Origin of the sequence: Streptomyces coeruleorubidus (assembly GCF_008705135.1) — a bacterium.
GTDB classification, from domain to species: domain Bacteria; phylum Actinomycetota; class Actinomycetes; order Streptomycetales; family Streptomycetaceae; genus Streptomyces; species Streptomyces coeruleofuscus.
Genome location: NZ_CP023694.1, coordinates 1,496,853 through 1,512,464 on the forward strand (window position 1 = coordinate 1,496,853; position 15,612 = coordinate 1,512,464).

The 15,612-nt window shown below is 73.0% G+C and carries 15 protein-coding genes; 9 read left to right on the top strand and 6 right to left on the bottom strand.

Annotated features, from left to right (window positions below):
* Nucleotides 1-104: 104 nt before the first annotated feature.
* Together purB and mug are read left to right on the top strand one after the other, a co-directional pair.
* Complete coding sequence (gene purB / locus CP976_RS06800) at nt 105-1,547, top strand: adenylosuccinate lyase (protein WP_150479508.1); 1,443 nt, start codon at nt 105-107, stop codon at nt 1,545-1,547.
* 13 nt (nt 1,548-1,560) lie between these two features.
* Entirely contained in the window at nt 1,561-2,106 is a 546-nt protein-coding gene (gene mug, locus CP976_RS06805; RefSeq protein ID WP_150479509.1) for a G/U mismatch-specific DNA glycosylase, read from the top strand.
* Between the two features lie 4 nt (nt 2,107-2,110).
* Here mug and CP976_RS06810 read toward each other — a convergent pair whose 3' ends face one another.
* The 3 genes from CP976_RS06810 to CP976_RS06820 all read right to left on the bottom strand — a co-directional run bounded on the left by CP976_RS06810 (nt 2,111) and on the right by CP976_RS06820 (nt 4,257).
* A complete protein-coding gene (locus CP976_RS06810; protein ID WP_150479510.1) occupies nt 2,111-2,542 on the bottom strand; it encodes a hypothetical protein in 432 nt (143 codons plus the stop codon).
* A 66-nt stretch (nt 2,543-2,608) separates the two neighbouring features.
* Nucleotides 2,609-3,334, bottom strand: a complete 726-nt coding sequence (locus CP976_RS06815) for an ABC transporter permease (RefSeq protein ID WP_150479511.1) — start codon at nt 3,332-3,334, stop codon at nt 2,609-2,611.
* A gap of 2 nt (nt 3,335-3,336) precedes the next feature.
* Nucleotides 3,337-4,257 (bottom strand): ABC transporter ATP-binding protein, encoded by a 921-nt coding sequence (locus tag CP976_RS06820; protein WP_150479512.1) that lies wholly within the window; start codon nt 4,255-4,257, stop codon nt 3,337-3,339.
* Between the two features lie 108 nt (nt 4,258-4,365).
* On the opposite strand from CP976_RS06820, the gene CP976_RS06825 reads away from it, so the two are divergent.
* From CP976_RS06825 to CP976_RS06835, 3 genes are all read left to right on the top strand, one after another.
* Nucleotides 4,366-5,535, top strand: a complete 1,170-nt coding sequence (locus CP976_RS06825) for a sensor histidine kinase (RefSeq protein WP_150479513.1) — start codon at nt 4,366-4,368, stop codon at nt 5,533-5,535.
* 14 nt (nt 5,536-5,549) lie between these two features.
* Nucleotides 5,550-6,212 (top strand): response regulator transcription factor, encoded by a 663-nt coding sequence (locus CP976_RS06830; RefSeq protein ID WP_086848043.1) that lies wholly within the window; start codon nt 5,550-5,552, stop codon nt 6,210-6,212.
* An 88-nt stretch (nt 6,213-6,300) separates the two neighbouring features.
* Nucleotides 6,301-7,458, top strand: coding sequence for an ROK family transcriptional regulator (locus tag CP976_RS06835; RefSeq protein WP_150479514.1), 1,158 nt, complete (start codon nt 6,301-6,303; stop codon nt 7,456-7,458).
* Between the two features lie 85 nt (nt 7,459-7,543).
* Here the strand turns inward: CP976_RS06835 and CP976_RS06840 are convergent, their stop codons facing one another.
* Both CP976_RS06840 and sigJ read right to left on the bottom strand, forming a co-directional pair.
* On the bottom strand, nt 7,544-8,305 hold the full coding sequence (locus CP976_RS06840) for a GntR family transcriptional regulator (RefSeq protein ID WP_150479515.1): 762 nt from the start codon (nt 8,303-8,305) through the stop codon (nt 7,544-7,546).
* Between the two features lie 188 nt (nt 8,306-8,493).
* Nucleotides 8,494-9,378 (bottom strand): RNA polymerase sigma factor SigJ, encoded by an 885-nt coding sequence (sigJ, locus tag CP976_RS06845; protein WP_150479516.1) that lies wholly within the window; start codon nt 9,376-9,378, stop codon nt 8,494-8,496.
* A 162-nt stretch (nt 9,379-9,540) separates the two neighbouring features.
* Between sigJ and CP976_RS06850 the strand changes: the two genes are divergently transcribed.
* On the top strand, nt 9,541-10,371 hold the full coding sequence (locus CP976_RS06850; protein WP_150479517.1) for an alpha/beta fold hydrolase: 831 nt from the start codon (nt 9,541-9,543) through the stop codon (nt 10,369-10,371).
* A 27-nt stretch (nt 10,372-10,398) separates the two neighbouring features.
* On the opposite strand, the gene CP976_RS06855 is transcribed toward CP976_RS06850, so the two are convergent.
* Nucleotides 10,399-10,905 carry an SRPBCC family protein gene (locus CP976_RS06855; protein ID WP_308430053.1) on the bottom strand — a complete coding sequence of 169 codons (507 nt, stop codon included), beginning with the start codon at nt 10,903-10,905 and terminating at the stop codon, nt 10,399-10,401.
* A 181-nt stretch (nt 10,906-11,086) separates the two neighbouring features.
* On the opposite strand from CP976_RS06855, the gene pdxR reads away from it, so the two are divergent.
* The 3 genes from pdxR (at nt 11,087) to CP976_RS06870 (ending at nt 15,611) form a co-directional block, all read left to right on the top strand.
* Nucleotides 11,087-12,517: a MocR-like pyridoxine biosynthesis transcription factor PdxR gene (pdxR, locus tag CP976_RS06860; RefSeq protein WP_150479518.1), complete on the top strand. Its 1,431-nt coding sequence runs from the start codon at nt 11,087-11,089 to the stop codon at nt 12,515-12,517.
* 139 nt (nt 12,518-12,656) lie between these two features.
* Complete coding sequence (locus CP976_RS06865; protein ID WP_150479519.1) at nt 12,657-14,231, top strand: alkaline phosphatase D family protein; 1,575 nt, start codon at nt 12,657-12,659, stop codon at nt 14,229-14,231.
* A gap of 108 nt (nt 14,232-14,339) precedes the next feature.
* Nucleotides 14,340-15,611, top strand: coding sequence for a GNAT family N-acetyltransferase (locus CP976_RS06870; RefSeq protein WP_150479520.1), 1,272 nt, complete (start codon nt 14,340-14,342; stop codon nt 15,609-15,611).
* Nucleotide 15,612: the final 1 nt, after the last annotated feature.

Consider the following 15,612-nt stretch of genomic DNA (forward strand, 5'->3'; position numbering starts at 1 on the left):
CGGACGGGCGCACGTCGACACACCTACAGGCGCCGTGACCTGCGGTTTCTCACATCGCATGGACGGCGCAGACCTCACATGGACGGGTAGTAAACTCCGTACACGTGACTTCCGCTCCCGCCAAGCCCCGCATCCCGAACGTCCTCGCCGGACGCTACGCCTCCGCCGAGCTCGCCACGCTCTGGTCGCCCGAGCAGAAGGTGAGGCTGGAGCGGCAGCTCTGGCTCGCCGTGCTGCGCGCCCAGAAGGACCTCGGGATCGAGGTGCCGGACGCGGCGCTCGCCGACTACGAGCGTGTGCTCGACACCGTCGACCTGGCCTCCATCGCCGAGCGCGAGAAGGTCACGCGCCACGACGTGAAGGCGCGGATCGAGGAGTTCAACGACCTCGCCGGGCACGAGCACGTGCACAAGGGCATGACCTCCCGAGACCTCACCGAGAACGTCGAGCAGCTTCAGATCCGCCTCTCGCTGGAGCTGATGCGCGACCGCACGGTGGCGGTCCTGGCCCGCCTGGGCAAGCTGGCCGGCGAGTACGGCGAGCTGGTCATGGCCGGCCGTTCGCACAACGTCGCCGCGCAGGCCACCACCCTCGGCAAGCGCTTCGCGACCGCCACCGACGAGCTGCTCGTCGCCTACGGCCGGGTCGAGGAGCTGCTGGGCCGCTACCCGCTGCGCGGCATCAAGGGCCCGGTCGGCACCGCGCAGGACATGCTGGACCTGCTGGGCGGGGACGCCGCGAAGCTCGCCGAGCTGGAGCAGCGGATCGCCACGCACCTGGGCTTCTCGCAGGCGTTCACGTCGGTCGGCCAGGTCTACCCGCGCTCGCTCGACTACGAGGTCGTGACGGCGCTGGTGCAGGTGGCGGCCGCGCCGTCGTCGCTGGCGAAGACGGTCCGGCTGATGGCCGGGCACGAGCTGGTCACCGAGGGCTTCAAGCCGGGTCAGGTCGGCTCCTCAGCGATGCCGCACAAGATGAACACCCGCTCCTGCGAGCGCGTCAACGGCCTGATGGTGATCCTGCGCGGCTACGCCTCGATGACCGGCGAGCTGGCGGGCGACCAGTGGAACGAGGGCGACGTGTCCTGCTCGGTGGTGCGGCGGGTCGCGCTGCCGGACGCGTTCTTCGCGCTGGACGGTCTGCTGGAGACGTTCCTGACGGTGCTCGACGAGTTCGGCGCGTTCCCGGCGGTCGTGGCGCGGGAGCTGGACCGCTACCTGCCGTTCCTGGCGACCACCAAGGTGCTGATGGGTGCCGTGCGCGCGGGCGTGGGCCGCGAGCTCGCGCACGAGGCGATCAAGGAGAACGCCGTGGCCTCCGCGCTCGCGATGCGCGAGCAGGGCGCCGAGCGCAACGAGCTGCTCGACAAGTTGGCCGCCGACGCGCGCATTCCGCTCGACCGTGCCGAGCTGGACGCGCTGATGGCCGACAAGCTGTCCTTCACGGGTGCCGCGGGTGACCAGGTCGCCGCCGTCGTCGCCCGGGTCGAGGAGATCGTGAAGCAGCACCCCCAGGCCGCGGGCTACACGCCCGGCGCGATCCTCTGACGCGCCGCGCACGATGCCCCGTTTCACCCCCGAGGAGCTCGAGGCCGCCCGCGACCGTGTCGTGCCGGACGTGGTCGCGGACGGTCTGCGGGTGCTGTTCTGCGGCATAAATCCCGGTCTGATGACGGCCGCGACGGGCCATCACTTCGCCCGTCCCGGCAACCGCTTCTGGCCGGTGCTGCACCGCTCCGGGTTCACGCCGCGGCTGCTGACGCCGTCCGAGCAGCAGGAACTGCTGTCGTACGGGCTCGGCATCACCAATGTCGTGGCGCGGCCGACCGCTCGGGCCGACGAGCTGAGCGCCGAGGAGTACCGGGAGGGCGGGCGGCTGCTCGCGGTGAAGGTGGGGCGGCTGCGGCCGCGCTGGCTGGCCGTGGTCGGAGTGACCGCCTACCGTGCCGCGTTCGACGACCGGAAGGCCCGGGTCGGGCCGCAGTCGCGGATGATCGGGGACACGCGCGTGTGGGTGCTGCCCAATCCGAGCGGGCTGAACGCCCACTGGACGGCCGAGACGATGGCCGAGGAGTTCGCGCGGCTGCGGGAAGCCGCCGGGGGCTGACCTTCTACGGCGGGTCCGTCTCCGTGACCAGGGCCAGCAGTTGGACCACCTGCGATGTGTCGCGGTCGGTGACCGCCACGGCGACCCAGCGGCCGGTGCCCTCCACCTTCCACAGGTACGCGACGCTCGCGCGCTCGCTCAACTCGGCCCACGGCCGGGGTATCTCCTCCCGCTCGGTGCGCAGCAGGACGGTCCGCAGGTTGTAGGGGGGCGTGTCGCCCCAGCGCGAGGCGAGGAGTTCGTAGACGGCGTCCCGGTCCTTCTCGTACTGGTCGATCGTCACCGCGCGGAGCGCCGGGTCGTCGTCGCCCGCGGCGTCTAACACCGCGGTGTGCTGACCGGGGCCGGAAACGCCGACGTCCGACGGGCCGTGCTCCGCCGGAAAGGGGCGGTAGCACAGCTCGTCGATGAGGGCGATGTGCTGTGCGATGTTCATGGCTCCAGTAAACCCGCCGCCACTGACACTTGGCGGGGCGTCACCCCTGTTCCGGCCGTGCTCCGGTCAGGCGTCCCGGCGGCGCAGGCTCCACGCTCCCGCCAGCAGGGCGGCCGCCGCCCAGAGCGCGGTCACCGCGAGCCCCGACCACGGCCCGAGGGTGCCGTCGTACGTCTCCCTCAGGACCAGCTGTCCCGCCTTGTCGGGCAGGAAGTCGGCGACCGTGCCCGTCGCGTCGCCGATCACGAACGACACGACGAGGATGAACGGGATCAGCAGGGACAGCGTGGCCACGCCGCTGCGCAGCAGGGCGGCGAGTCCGGCGGCGAACAGGGCCATCAGCATGAGGTAGACGCCGCAGCCCACGACGCCGCGCACCTGCTCGCCGGTGCCGAGCCCGTCGGCCGCCGGGCCGAGCCCCGCCCGTGCCACGAGGAGGGCGGCGAGGGCGGTCACCAGTCCCACCAGCAGAGCCGGTACGGCGATGACGGCCGCCTTGGCCGCGAACCACCGGCCGCGCCGCGGAACCGCGGCCAGCGAGAGCCGGAGCGCGCCCGACCGGAACTCCGACGACACGGCCATGGCCCCGAAGGAGACAGCCGCGATCTGCCCCGGCACGACACCGGACAGGGCCGTGAACAGCGGGTCGAATCCGGGGTCCGACGTCCCGGAGACACCGGCGATCGCGGAGAACGCCGTGGTCGCGGCGAACAGGCCCAGGAGGGCTCCCGGGAGCGAGCGGAGTGTACGGATCTTCAGCCACTCGGAGCGCAGGACGGGGGTGAGTTCCATGGTCAGGCCTCCTGGGGCTGCGTGGTGAACTCGGCTTCGGCCGACGTGAGGTCGAAATAGGCCTGTTCCAACGTGCCCTCCTCGGCCGCGAGTTCGAGGACCGGCACACCCGCGGCGGAGGCGACGCGGCCGATGTCGTCCACGCGCGCGTGGTGCACGGTCCAGTGCCCGTCCACGTGTTCCACGGCGTCGTGACCGTGCCGGGCGAGAGCGCTGCGGAGGGCGGCGGGGTCGGATGTGCGGATACGTACGCTGGGCTGTACGCGCGCGTCGATGAAGTCCCGCATCGGGGTGTCGGCCAGCAGCCGGCCCCGGCCGAGGACGACGAGGTGGTCCGCGAAGGACGCGGTCTCGTTCATCAGATGGCTGGAGACCAGGACCGTGCGGCCCTCCCCCGCGAGCCGGCGCAGCAACTGCCGGATCCACACGATGCCTTCGGGGTCGAGACCGTTGGACGGCTCGTCCAGCATGACCACCTCGGGATCGCCCAGCAGGGCGGCGGCGATGCCGAGGCGCTGGCGCATGCCCAGGGAGTACGTCCGCACGCGGCGCCGGGCCACCGACGCCAGGCCGGTTTCCTCCAGCACCTCGTCGACCCGCCGGTCCGGGATGCGGTTGCTGGCCGCCAGGACGCGGAGGTGGTCGCGGGCGGTGCGGGAGCCGTGCGCGGCCTGCGCGTCGAGCAGGGCGCCCACCTGGCGCAGGGGTTCGCGCAGCGTCGGGTAGGCGCGGCCGCCGAGGGTGGCGGTACCGGCGGTCGGCCGGTCGAGGCCGAGCACCAGCCGCATGGTGGTGGACTTCCCGGCGCCGTTGGGGCCGAGGAAGCCGGTGACGCGGCCGGGCAGGACGCGGAAGGTGAGGCCGTCCACGGCCCGTTTGCCGCCGTACTCCTTGGTGAGGTCCTGGACTTCGATGCTGGTCATGGCAGCAGCGTGGCCGATGGTCCGGGGTTCGGGCCTCCCCCGGCGGTGGAGATCGTCTCCCCCGTGCGGGGGAGGCTCGTTGTCAGTGGCGGCTGGCACGATGGCGCAATGGTCCGCATGCTGCGCCCGTTGACGCGGGCGGTGACGTACACGCGGTGGCTGCATCTGTCCATGGCCATCGTGTGGCCGTCCCTGTGGCTGTTCATCGACGAGGCGTGGTGGACCGTGGGTACGGCGACCGTGCTGCTCGGGCTGGCGGGCCTCGTCCCCGCCACGCGGGTCGTGGAGGGGTTCCAGGCCCGGCTGCTGCTGACCGGCCACAGGGACGGCGGCGAGCCCCCGGAGATCATGGTTACCCCCTCGGCCACCTGGAGCGACCGCGGCCGGGTGGTGGTATGGCTGGGGGCGCGGCTGTTCCTCGGCGCCCTGGTGTCGCATCTCTGCGCCCAGCTCCTCTTCCTCGCGGTGGACCTGGTGTCGACGGCGGTCAGTGACGAACGTGCCGGCGGCGCCTGGCTTCCCGTCGAAGGCGGGCACGCGTGGCACGCCCTGTTCGCGCCCCTGCCCCTGATCCTGGGGGCCGCGGTCGTCGTCGGTTCGGGGCACCTCATCACCCGCATCGCCCTGCGCCTGCTCGGCCCGTCACCCGCGGAGCGTCTCGCGGCGCTGGAGGAGCGCACCGAACAGCTCCTGGAACGCACCCGTATCGCCCGCGAGTTGCACGACTCCATCGGCCACGCGCTCACGGTCGCCGTCGTGCAGGCGGGGGCCGCGCGGGCGGCCGGTGATCCCGCCTTCACCGACCGGGCGCTGAGCGCCATCGAGGACACCGGCCGGGCCGCCCTGGAGGACTTGGAGCGGGTGCTCGGTGTCCTGCGCGAGTCGGAGAAACCCGTGAGCAGCCGGCCGACCCTGGCGGACGCCGACCGCCTGCTGGAGTCCGCGCGCGCCTCCGGGGCGAAGGTCGACGCCGAGGTGACCGGCCCGGTGGACACGGTGCCCGGGCCGGTGTCCCGGGAGGGTTACCGGATCCTCCAGGAGGCGCTGACCAATGTGCTGCGGCACGCCGGGGCCGTTCCCGTACGGGTCCGTGTGCGTGTCGCCGCCGACACGCTCGTCCTCGCGATACGCAACCCGCTCACCGAGCCGATATCCGGGCCCGGGCGCGGCAGCGGTCTGCGCGGCATACGCGAGCGCGCCGCGCTGCTCGGCGGGCTGGCGCGGACCGGCCCCGACGAAGGTGACTGGCAGGTCCATGTCGAGCTGCCGTTGAGTTGATCTACGCTGGTCCGATGCCGGTCACCGTTCTCCTCGTCGACGACGAACCCCTGGTGCGCGCGGGTCTGCGGGCCGTGCTGGAGGCCCAGCCCGACATCGAGGTGGTCGGGGAGGCCGCGGACGGGGCGTCGGTGATCCCGCTCGTGCGGCGGCTGCGGCCCGACGTCGTCGCCATGGACGTACGGATGCCGCTGCTGGACGGGATCGAGGCCACCCGGGCGCTGCTGCGGACGGTCGACGAGCCGCCGAGGATCCTCGTGGTGACGACGTTCGAGAACGACGAGTACGTGTACGAGGCGCTGCGGGCGGGCGCCGACGGGTTCCTGCTGAAGCGGGCCCGGCCGGCCGAGATCGTGCACGCGGTGCGGCTGATCGCCGAGGGCGAGTCGCTGCTGTTCCCGGCCTCGGTACGGCAACTGGCCGCCGAGTACGGCGACGACGGCGGGAACCGGGCCGCGCGGGCGGCGATGGAGCGGGCCCAGCTGACCGAGCGGGAGGGCGAGGTGCTGCGGCTGATGGCACGGGGCCTGTCCAACGCGGAGATCGCCGCCCGGCTGGTCGTGGGCACCGAGACGGTGAAGTCGCACGTGAGCGCCGTACTGGCGAAGCTGGGGGCAAGGGACCGCACGCAGGCGGTGATCGCGGCGTACGAGTCGGGGTTCGTGGCACCGGGCTGATCGGCGGGGGCCGGTGCCTGCCCCTCGCCGGGGTCCGCCGCGCCGAGTACGATCCGGCCAACACGCGCACGAGCTGGGAGGACGGACGGTGGGGCGGCTGACCGGCGGGGACCCCTCGCTGCTGCGAAGGATCAACTCCGCGGTGGTGCTGCACGCGCTGCGTGCCACGGACTGCGCGACGCTGACCGAGATCACCCGGGTGACGGGGCTGTCCCGGCCGACCGTCGAGGGCGTCGTCGAAGGGCTCATCGAGGCCGGTCTCGTCGTCGAGAAGGCGGCCGAGGAGGGTGCCGCCCGCAAGCAGGGGCGGCCGGCGCGGCGGTTCCGGTTCCGGGCGGAGGCCGGGCATCTGCTGGGGCTGGAGATCGGCGCGCACCGGGTGGCCGCACTGCTGGCCGACCTGGACGGCCGGGTGATCGGCTCCCAGGCCAGGGACGTGCCCGAGACGGCGGGGGCCGACGAGCGGCTGGAGCGGCTGCGCGGGGCCGTCGCGGAGCTGCTGCGCCGGGCCGGTGTCGCACGCGGCTCGCTGCGGGCCGTGGGCGTGGCCACGCCCGGGATCGTCGAGGCGGACGGCACGGTTCGGCTCAGCACCGCGCTGCCCGGGTGGACGGGGCTGCGGCTGGGCGAGCGGCTGAGCCGGTCGTTCAAGTGCCCGGTCCTGGTCGAGAACGACGCCAACGCGGCGGCCGTCGCCGAGCACTGGAAGGGTGCGGCCACCGAGTCGGACGACGTGGTGTTCGTACTGGCGGGGCTCAGCCCGGGCGCCGGGTCGCTGATCGGGGGGCGGCTGCACCGGGGCTACGGCGGGGCGGCCGGGGAGATCGGCGCGCTGCATCTGCTCGGCCGGGAGGTGACGCCTGAGACGCTGCTGTCCACCACGGACGAACCGCTGCACCCGCTCGACGAACAGGCCGTCGCCGAAGTCTTCGCACAGGCCCGCGAGGGCGACCAGCGGGCCCGCGCGGCAGTCGACCGCTTCCTCCAGCGCCTGGTCCACGACGTGGCGGCCCTGGTCCTCGCCCTCGACCCGGAACTGGTCGTCATCGGCGGCTGGGCAGCGGGCCTTGACGGCGTCCTGGCTCCCCTCCGCCGGGAACTGGCCCGCTACTGCCTGCGTCCCCCGCAGGTGACGCTGTCCCGCCTGGGAGACGCGGCAGTGGCGACAGGCGCCTTGCGTCTCGCCCTGGACCACGTGGAGGAGCAGCTGTTCACGGTGGAGACCCCGACAATGCCCCACCGGTGACGCCCCTGAAGGGGCGCGGGGAACTGCGCGACCAGCCACAAAGCACCGGCAGTCCCCCACGTACCGCACTCGGCTGGACGCGAGGTCAGGACGCCTGCCGCTGCGGCCCGGCGTGAATCTCCACGCCCCCGGCATCACCGAAGGTCAACCGACACGTGTCAGCGCGATACGTCGCGACGGACAACGCACCCGTGCGTCCGGCGGCGACGAACCGGGTCGTCACCACGAGCACGGGCGCCCCCGGCAGCCGGTCCAGTTCCTTCGCGTCATCGGCCCCGGCGGAGCCGAGCTCCACCGCGTTCTCCTGCCGCTCCAGGTCCAGCCGCTGGAGCTCGCGCAGCACCGCACGCGCGCGTGCCGCTCCCGACGGCGCGTCGATGCCGGAGAGCTCGGGCACCGAGGACTGCGGGACGTAGAGCAGCTCGGCGGCGACGGGCCGGCCCTGCGAGACCCGGGAGCGCCGCACGATGTGCACGGACTCCTCCGGACCGGTCTCCAGCGCCTCGGCGACCGCCGCGGGCGGCACCGCCGCCGTGCAGTCGACGGGCTGCCAGGCGTCGTCGGGGCCACCCGGCCAGGTGTGCGGGCCGGTGCCCAGGGAGACGCCCATGCGGGGCGGCGCGACGGTTGTGCCGACACCGCGGCGGCGTTGGAGCCTGCCCTCCAGTTCGAGCTGCTCCAGGGCCTGGCGGAGCGTGGCGCGGGCGACGCCGAAGCGGGCCGCGAGATCGCGCTCGTTGGGCAGGATCTCCCCCACGGAGAACTCCGAGTCGAGCGCTTGGCTGAGCACGGTCTTGAGATGCCAGTACTTCGGTTCCGGCACCGATTCCAACTGCGTGGTCCCCACCCTGTCCTCCGCAATCGCCGTGGTCGGCGGCTTTTTAGCGCCCTTGTTTTTTAAAGGTTGTTTCACTTCTCTGCGACCATAGGGCGGCCCTGATGCTTGGTCAATACCAATGGCCGGGAACGTTCACGGGACGTTCATGCGAGGAAGCGGCGGTGGTCCTGCGGTGCCGTCCGGTCGTGCGGCGCCGCCTAGAGGGCGGCCAGTGAGCGCAGCTTGTCGGGGTTGCGGACGATGTAGACCGCCTGGACGCGGCCGTCGGCGACATCGAGCTGGAAGACGGAGTCGGGCTTGCCGCCGGACAGGAACAGCAAGGCCGGGCCGCCGTTGAGTTCCAGGAAACGCGGGGTGAGGCCGGGTCCGCCCTTCCGCGCGGCGCCGACGAGGAACCGGCCCACCTTGTCCGCGGTCTCCAGGACCCGCAGCGGTGCCCGCGCTTTTCCGCCACTGTCGCCGACGAGGCGGACGTCCGGGGCGAGCAGTTCCATCAGCCCTTCGAGGTCGCCGTCCGCGGCGGCGGCGAGGAACCGCTCGGTGAGGTCGCGCCGCTGGGCGGGGTCGACCTCGTAGCGCGGCCGCCGCTCCTCGACGTGCTTGCGCGCCCGCCCGGCCAGCTGGCGCACGGCCGGTTCGCCGCGGTCGAGCATGGCGGCGATGTCGGCGAACGGGAAGCCGAAGGCCTCGCGCAGCACGAACACCGCCCGCTCCAGCGGTGACAGGGACTCCAGCACGACGAGGAGGGCGAACGAGACGGAGTCCGCGAGCACGGCCCGCTCGGCGGTGTCCGGCACGGTGTCGCCGAAGTCGGTGACGTACGGCTCGGGCAGCCACGGGCCCACGTACGTCTCCCCGCGGGCCTTGATCTGGCGCAGCCGGTCGATGGCGAGGCGGGTGGTGATCCGTACGAGGTAGCCGCGCGGTTCGCGCACGTCGCCGCGGTCGCCGCCCGACCAGCGCAGCCAGGCATCCTGGACCACGTCCTCCGCGTCGGCGACGCGGCCCAGCATGCGGTAGGCGACGCCCAGCAGGACGGGGCGGTGCGCTTCGAAGACGTCGGTCGCGGTCTCGGTGGTCACGGGTTCCATCCCAGCCCACCGGTCCGGCCCTGTCCAGGCGGAATCGCTCCTCCCGGACAGCCACGGCCGTGAAGCCGGCGCCACCGTGGGGCTACCCGCCGGTAGCAATTGCTGACAAGCTGTCTACGGCGTCCGTCAGCGAGTACAGCCGAGGAGCACCGCATGTCCGTCACCGTCTCCTTCAAAGTCGCCTCCGCACAGGGCGAACAGAACGTGACCCTGTCCTACACGCGTCAGGGCAGCGGTGAACCGCTGCTCCTGCTGCACGGCATCGGTCACCACCGGCAGGTGTGGGACCCGGTGATACCCGCGCTGGCGGCCGAGCGGGACGTGATCGCCGTGGACCTGCCGGGGTGCGGCGAGTCGCCGGCGCTGCCGGACGGCATGGCGCACGACCTGCCGACCATGAACACCGTGCTCGCCGCGCTCTGCGAGGCGCTGGAGATCGAACGGCCGCACGTGGCGGGCAACTCGCTGGGCGGCCTGCTGGCCCTGGACCTGGCCCGGGCGCAGCTCGTCCGCTCCGTCACCGCCCTGTCCCCCGCGGGGTTCTGGAACGACCTCGAGCGCCGCTACGCGTTCACGGTGCTGATGACGATGCGGCAGATAGCCCAGCGGATGCCGCTGCCCGTCGTCGAACGGCTGGCCCGCCCGGCGATCGGCCGCACACTGCTGACGAGCACCATCTACGCCCGCCCGGGCCGCCGTTCGCCCGAGGCCGTGGTCGCCGAGACGCTCGCCCTGGCCCGGGCCCAGGGGTTCTCCGAGACTCTCCGCTCCGGCAGGTCCGTGCAGTTCACCGACGACATCGTGGGCACACCGGTCACCGTGGCGTGGGGCAACCGGGACCGGTTGCTGATCCCCCGCCAGGGCGTGCGCGCCAAGAGCGTCATCCCCCGCGCCCGGCTGGTACGGCTGCCCGGCTGCGGCCACGTCCCGATGAACGACGACCCGGCCCTGGTCGCCCGGGTCGTCCTCGACGGCAGCCGCTGAGGGACCGGGGAGCCCGGCCGGCCGTCGTCACTCGGCCGGCTCGGGCGCCACCCGTGCGGTCGCGGCGCGCAACAGCCGTACGTACCAGCCCCAGTCGGCCGGGCGCGCGACCGTCCCGGTCACTGCGCGCTCGGCGCAGTCCAGGCTCTGCCGGAGCGCCGCGTCGTACAGGGGGCGGAAGTACAGCAGCCAGCCGAACCAGCGCACGCCCCCGGGGCGCAGCACCAGGGTGTTGCGCAGGAGGGTGCGCTCCACGCCGAGGCGCTGGACGCTGACCTCGTGGAAGCCCCGAAATCCGGGCGGGCCGGTGAAGCGGAACCGCACCCACTCCCCCGGGACGTAGTGACTCACCTCGTACCGCACGAAACCGTGACCGCCCGACGCGCCGACGGCCAGCGGCCCGTCGAAGCGCACCGGCGGCCAGCCGGGCGGCCACAGCCGGTCGTTGCATGTGCCGAGGGAATCGATCAGGGCGCCGACGGCTGCCGGTGCCGCGGGCAGCTCACGTTCGTGGACGTTCAGCACAGTGATCACGGGCGGAGGCTGCCCTGTCCTCCGGCCCGGCAACTGACCCGATCGGGGAACCGCAGCGCACGCCGGGGGCGCGCCCGTGGCCGGCCGCACGCCGACGCGCGCTCGGGCGCCGTCGGCCGACGGCCGCCCCATGCACGGCGATGGGCGGAAGGCGCGCCCGCGAATCCGGCAGACTGACCGCATGGACCGCAACGAGCCCGCGTCGCCCGCCTGGGAGCTGCTGCTCCCGGCCGCTTCGGCACCGGCACGCACGCGTGGCCGTTCCCTCCAGGCGGCGCTGCGCGAGGCGGTCCGCTCGGGCCGGCTCGCACCCGGCACGCGCCTGCCGTCGAGCCGGGACCTCGCGGCGGATCTGGGGGTGTCGCGCGGGCTGATCACGGAGGCGTACGAGCAACTGACGGCGGAGGGCTACCTGCGCAGCGGCCGGGGCGCGGGGACGTGGGTGGGCTCGGCCGTAACGGCCGCCCGGCAGCGGGCGCACGACCTCGCTCCGCGCTCCCCCGGGGCCCGGGCGGACTTCGTGCCCGGGACGCCGGACCTGTCGCTGTTCCCGCGCTCGGCGTGGGCCGCCGCGCAGCGCGGTGTGCTGGCGGAGATGCCGCACCAGGAGCTGGGCTATCCCGACCCGCGCGGGTTGCCGAGGCTGCGTACCGCGCTGGCCGAACTGCTCACCCGGAGGCGGGGTGTGGTGGCCGACCCGGAGCGGATCGTGGTGGTCTCCGGGGTGGCCCAGGCGACGACGCTGCTGGGTTTCGCGCTGCGCGCGCGAGGGGTGCGGACCGTGGGTGTGGAGGACCCGGGCAGCCCCCAGCACGACGCGCTGTACACCTCGGCCGGGGTCACCGCCGTGCCGCTGCCCGTGGACGGCGAAGGGATCGCCCTGGAGCCGCTGCGGGCGTCGGGCGTGCGGACCGTGGTGACGACGCCGGCCCACCAGTTCCCCACCGGCATCGCCTACTCGCCCCGCCGTCGCGCCGAACTGCTGGACTGGGCGCGGTCCGTGGACGGCATCATCCTGGAGGACGACTACGACGGCGACTTCCGCTACGACCGCGCTCCAGTCGGCGCGCTCCAGGGCCTCGCCCCGGACCACGTCGCCTACACGGGCTCGGTCAGCAAGTCCCTCGCGCCGGGCCTGCGGCTGGGCTGGCTGCTGGTGCCCGAGTCCTGGGCGGAGGAGATCGTCGAACGCAAGCGCACTTTGGACCTCGGTCACCCGGCCCTCGACCAGGCGCTGTTCTCCCGCTTCCTGGAGCGCGGCGACTACGACCGCCAGCTGCGCCGCTGCCAGCGCGCCTACCGCGATCGCCGTGACGCCCTGACCACCGCCCTCGACGAGCACTTCCCCGGCTCCCGGGTCTCGGGCATCGCCGCCGGCCTGCACATGATCGCCACCCTGCCGGAGCGCTACGGCCCCGAGGAGCGTTTCCTCACCCGCGTGACGGCGGCCGGGGTGGCGGTACGCCCCCTGTCGGCCTACACACACCCGCGTCCCGCGCGGGAGGAGACGGACGGACCGAAGCGGACCCAGCTCGTCCTGGGCTACGCGCACGTACCGCCCGCCCGCATCCACGAAGGCATACGTCTGATGGCGGAGGCGGCCACGGGGTGACTCCGGCGGAGCTCGCGGGTTCCCTCCGGTTCCTCTCCTGCCGCGGTCAGTTGTTCACTTGGGGTTCGTGTGTGCGCTGCGGCGTGCCAGTAGTTGTGGCTGTGCACACTGGCCGGATCCCGTCCCTGGAGGCGCATCCATGTCACACCGTCCGTTCCCCGCGCGCCGTAGCGTCCTGCGTGGCTCCCTCGCCGCGTCGGCGGCCCTCACCCTGCCCACCGCTCTCGGCGCGACGCCGGCCTTCGCGCGGTCGGGGCGTCCGAAGGCGGGGTGGGGCGTGCAGGCGGGAGACGTGACCCGCGACTCCGGGCTGGTGTGGGTGCGCTCCGACCGGCCCGCCCGGATGATCGTCGAGACGTCGGCGACCGAGTCGTTCCGCAACCCGCGCAGATGGCACGGCCCGCTGCTCGGCCCGGGCACCGACTTCACCGGCACGACCCGGCTGCACGGCCTGCCGTCCGGCGAGCAGATCCACTACCGGGTGCTGCTCGCCGACCCGGACGACCCGCGCCGCACCGGCGAGCCGGTCACCGGCACCTTCCGCACGGCGTCCGACAAACGGCGTGACGGCGTGCGGTTCGTCTGGTCAGGCGACCTGGCCGGTCAGGGCTGGGGCATCAACCCGGAGCTCGGCGGCTACCGGATCTACGAGGCGATGGCCGCCCTGGACCCGGACTTCTTCATCTGCAGCGGCGACAACATCTACGCCGACGGCCCCCTCACCGAGACCGTGGCCCTGCCCGACGGGCGCACCTGGCGGAACATCACCACCGAGGAGAAGGCGAAGGTCGCCGAGACCCTGGCCGAGTTCCGCGGCAACTTCCGCTACAACCTGCTGGACGAGAACCTGCGCGCCTTCAACGCCCGGGTCCCCTCCATCATCCAGTGGGACGACCACGAGGTCACCAACAACTGGTACCCGGGCGAGATCCTCGGCGACACCCGGTACACCGAGAAGAGCGTCGACGTGCTGGCCGCCCGCGCCCGCCGCGCCTTCTCGGAGTACTTCCCGATCTCCACGCTGCGCCGCCCCGACGGCCGCGTCTACCGCGTGCAGCACCACGGCCCGCTGCTGGACGTCTTCGTCCTGGACATGCGCACCTACCGCAACGCCAACTCGCCGGACGACCAGCCCACCGACCCGCAGGGCATCCTCGGCCGCGAGCAGCTGGAGTGGCTCAAGCGCGAGCTGGCCCGCTCCCGCGCGGTGTGGAAGGTGATCGCCTCCGACATGCCGATCGGCCTGGTCGTCCCGGACACCGGCGACGGCAAACCGAACATCGAGGCCGTCGCCCAGGGCGACCCCGGGGCACCGCTGGGCCGTGAGCTCCAGATCGCCGAGCTGCTGCGTTTCATCAAGCACCGCCGGATCACCGGCACGGTGTGGCTCACGGCCGACGTCCACTACACCTCGGCGCAGCACTACCAGCCGTCGCGGGCCGCGTTCACCGACTTCGAGCCGTTCTGGGAGTTCGTGTCGGGCCCGCTGAACGCCGGCGCCTTCCCGGCGAACACGCTCGACGGCACCTTCGGTCCCGACCGTGTGTTCCTGAAGGCACCGACGACCGCCAACGTCTCCCCCGCCGGGGGCTACCAGTTCTTCGGCGAGGTGGACATCGACGGCGGCAGCGGTGAGCTGACGGTGCGTCTGCGCGAGCAGGACGGCACCGTGCTGTTCACGAAGGTGCTCCAGCCGGGCATGGTCGGCCAGTAGTACGGAGCGCAACGTTTGAAGCGTCGACAAGGGGGGCAAACTGCCCCCTTTACCCGCCGGTCACAAAGCGTTCGCGATCACGCAACACCGTTCCGTCACAGTGGGTGCATGACGCGAAAAGTGACCGAAGTGACCGAACTGAAGAACGACTGCCGCTCCGCCACCTCCTGGCAGCGGGTCACGGCGGCCTTCAACACCTGGCGAACACGACGCCACGAACACGCGCCGCCGACGGGTGATACCGAGTCCCCGGCACCGGAACCGGTGCCGGGGGCGAACACGCCTGAGGCGAGCACGCTGTGGCGGATGCGGACCACGGTCAAGGACGAGCCGGGATCGCTGGCGGCCCTGTGCACGGCCCTCGCCGAGCACCGGGTCGACATCCTCAGCCTCCAGACCCATCCGCTGGCCGAGGGCACGGTGGACGAGTTCCTGCTGCGTGCCCCGGGCGAGCTGCCGGCCTCCGGCATCGCCACGGCGGTCCGGACGGCGGGCGGCACCGACACCTGGATCGAGCGGGCCGACGCCCACGACCTGGTGGACGCGCCGACCCGGGTCCTGGGACTCGCCGCCCGGACCGCCCTGGACGCCGCTGAGCTGCCCCTCGCACTGCGCCAGTTGCTGGGCCGGTGCACGATCCGTTCCCAGCCCTCCCCGGCCGGCGGCGGCCGGGCGTCCGACGGTGTCCCGGTGGAGGGAGCCCTCGACGACACGGTGATGCGCCTGCGCGCCCCGGAAGGCGGAGTCATCACCGTGGAGCGGCCGTACCTGCCCTTCACACCGACCGAGTTCGCCCGGGCCAGGGCCCTGGTGGAACTGGACGCCCGGCTCGGGCCGCGCGTCCCGCACGGCCGGGACGTGCTCACCCTGGCCGAGGGCAGCGACATCACCGTGCGCCGGGCCGACACCCGTGATCTGGAGGCGGCCAGGGCGATGCACGAGCGGTGCTCGGAGCGCACGCTGAGGCTGCGCTATCACGGGCCGGTCCGTGACGCCGACCGCTATCTCAACCACCTGCTCAGTCCGCGCTTCGGCCGTACCCTCGCCGTGCAGACGGCCTCCGGGCGGCTGGTCGGGCTCGGGCATCTGCTGTGGGACGGGGACGAGACGGAAGTCGCGGTGCTCGTCGAGGACGCGTGGCAGCGGCGGGGCGTCGGCGGGGAGTTGCTGGGCCGGCTGGTCGCGATGGCCGCGGAAGGTGGTTGCAGGAGTGTGTATGCCGTGACGCAGGCATCCAACACGGGGATGGTCGCGGCGATGCGGGGGCTGGGCCTCCCCCTCGACTATCAGGTCGAGGAGGGGACCCTGGTCATCACCGCGCGGCTGGGTGAATCTGTTTCGACGGGTGCGGGTGAGGTGGGGAGCACCTCAGCGCCGTAGG

Excerpts from the sequence above, each read along its gene's own strand:
- mug (WP_150479509.1), top strand. The coding sequence starts at position 1,561 with ATGCCCCGTTTCACCCCCGAGGAGCTCGAGGCCGCCCGCGACCGTGTC.
- CP976_RS06810 (WP_150479510.1), bottom strand. The coding sequence starts at position 2,542 with ATGAACATCGCACAGCACATCGCCCTCATCGACGAGCTGTGCTACCGC.
- CP976_RS06815 (WP_150479511.1), bottom strand. The coding sequence starts at position 3,334 with ATGGAACTCACCCCCGTCCTGCGCTCCGAGTGGCTGAAGATCCGTACA.
- CP976_RS06820 (WP_150479512.1), bottom strand. The coding sequence starts at position 4,257 with ATGACCAGCATCGAAGTCCAGGACCTCACCAAGGAGTACGGCGGCAAA.
- CP976_RS06825 (WP_150479513.1), top strand. The coding sequence starts at position 4,366 with ATGGTCCGCATGCTGCGCCCGTTGACGCGGGCGGTGACGTACACGCGG.
- CP976_RS06830 (WP_086848043.1), top strand. The coding sequence starts at position 5,550 with ATGCCGGTCACCGTTCTCCTCGTCGACGACGAACCCCTGGTGCGCGCG.
- CP976_RS06850 (WP_150479517.1), top strand. The coding sequence starts at position 9,541 with ATGTCCGTCACCGTCTCCTTCAAAGTCGCCTCCGCACAGGGCGAACAG.
- pdxR (WP_150479518.1), top strand. The coding sequence starts at position 11,087 with ATGGACCGCAACGAGCCCGCGTCGCCCGCCTGGGAGCTGCTGCTCCCG.
- CP976_RS06865 (WP_150479519.1), top strand. The coding sequence starts at position 12,657 with ATGTCACACCGTCCGTTCCCCGCGCGCCGTAGCGTCCTGCGTGGCTCC.
- CP976_RS06870 (WP_150479520.1), top strand. The coding sequence starts at position 14,340 with ATGACGCGAAAAGTGACCGAAGTGACCGAACTGAAGAACGACTGCCGC.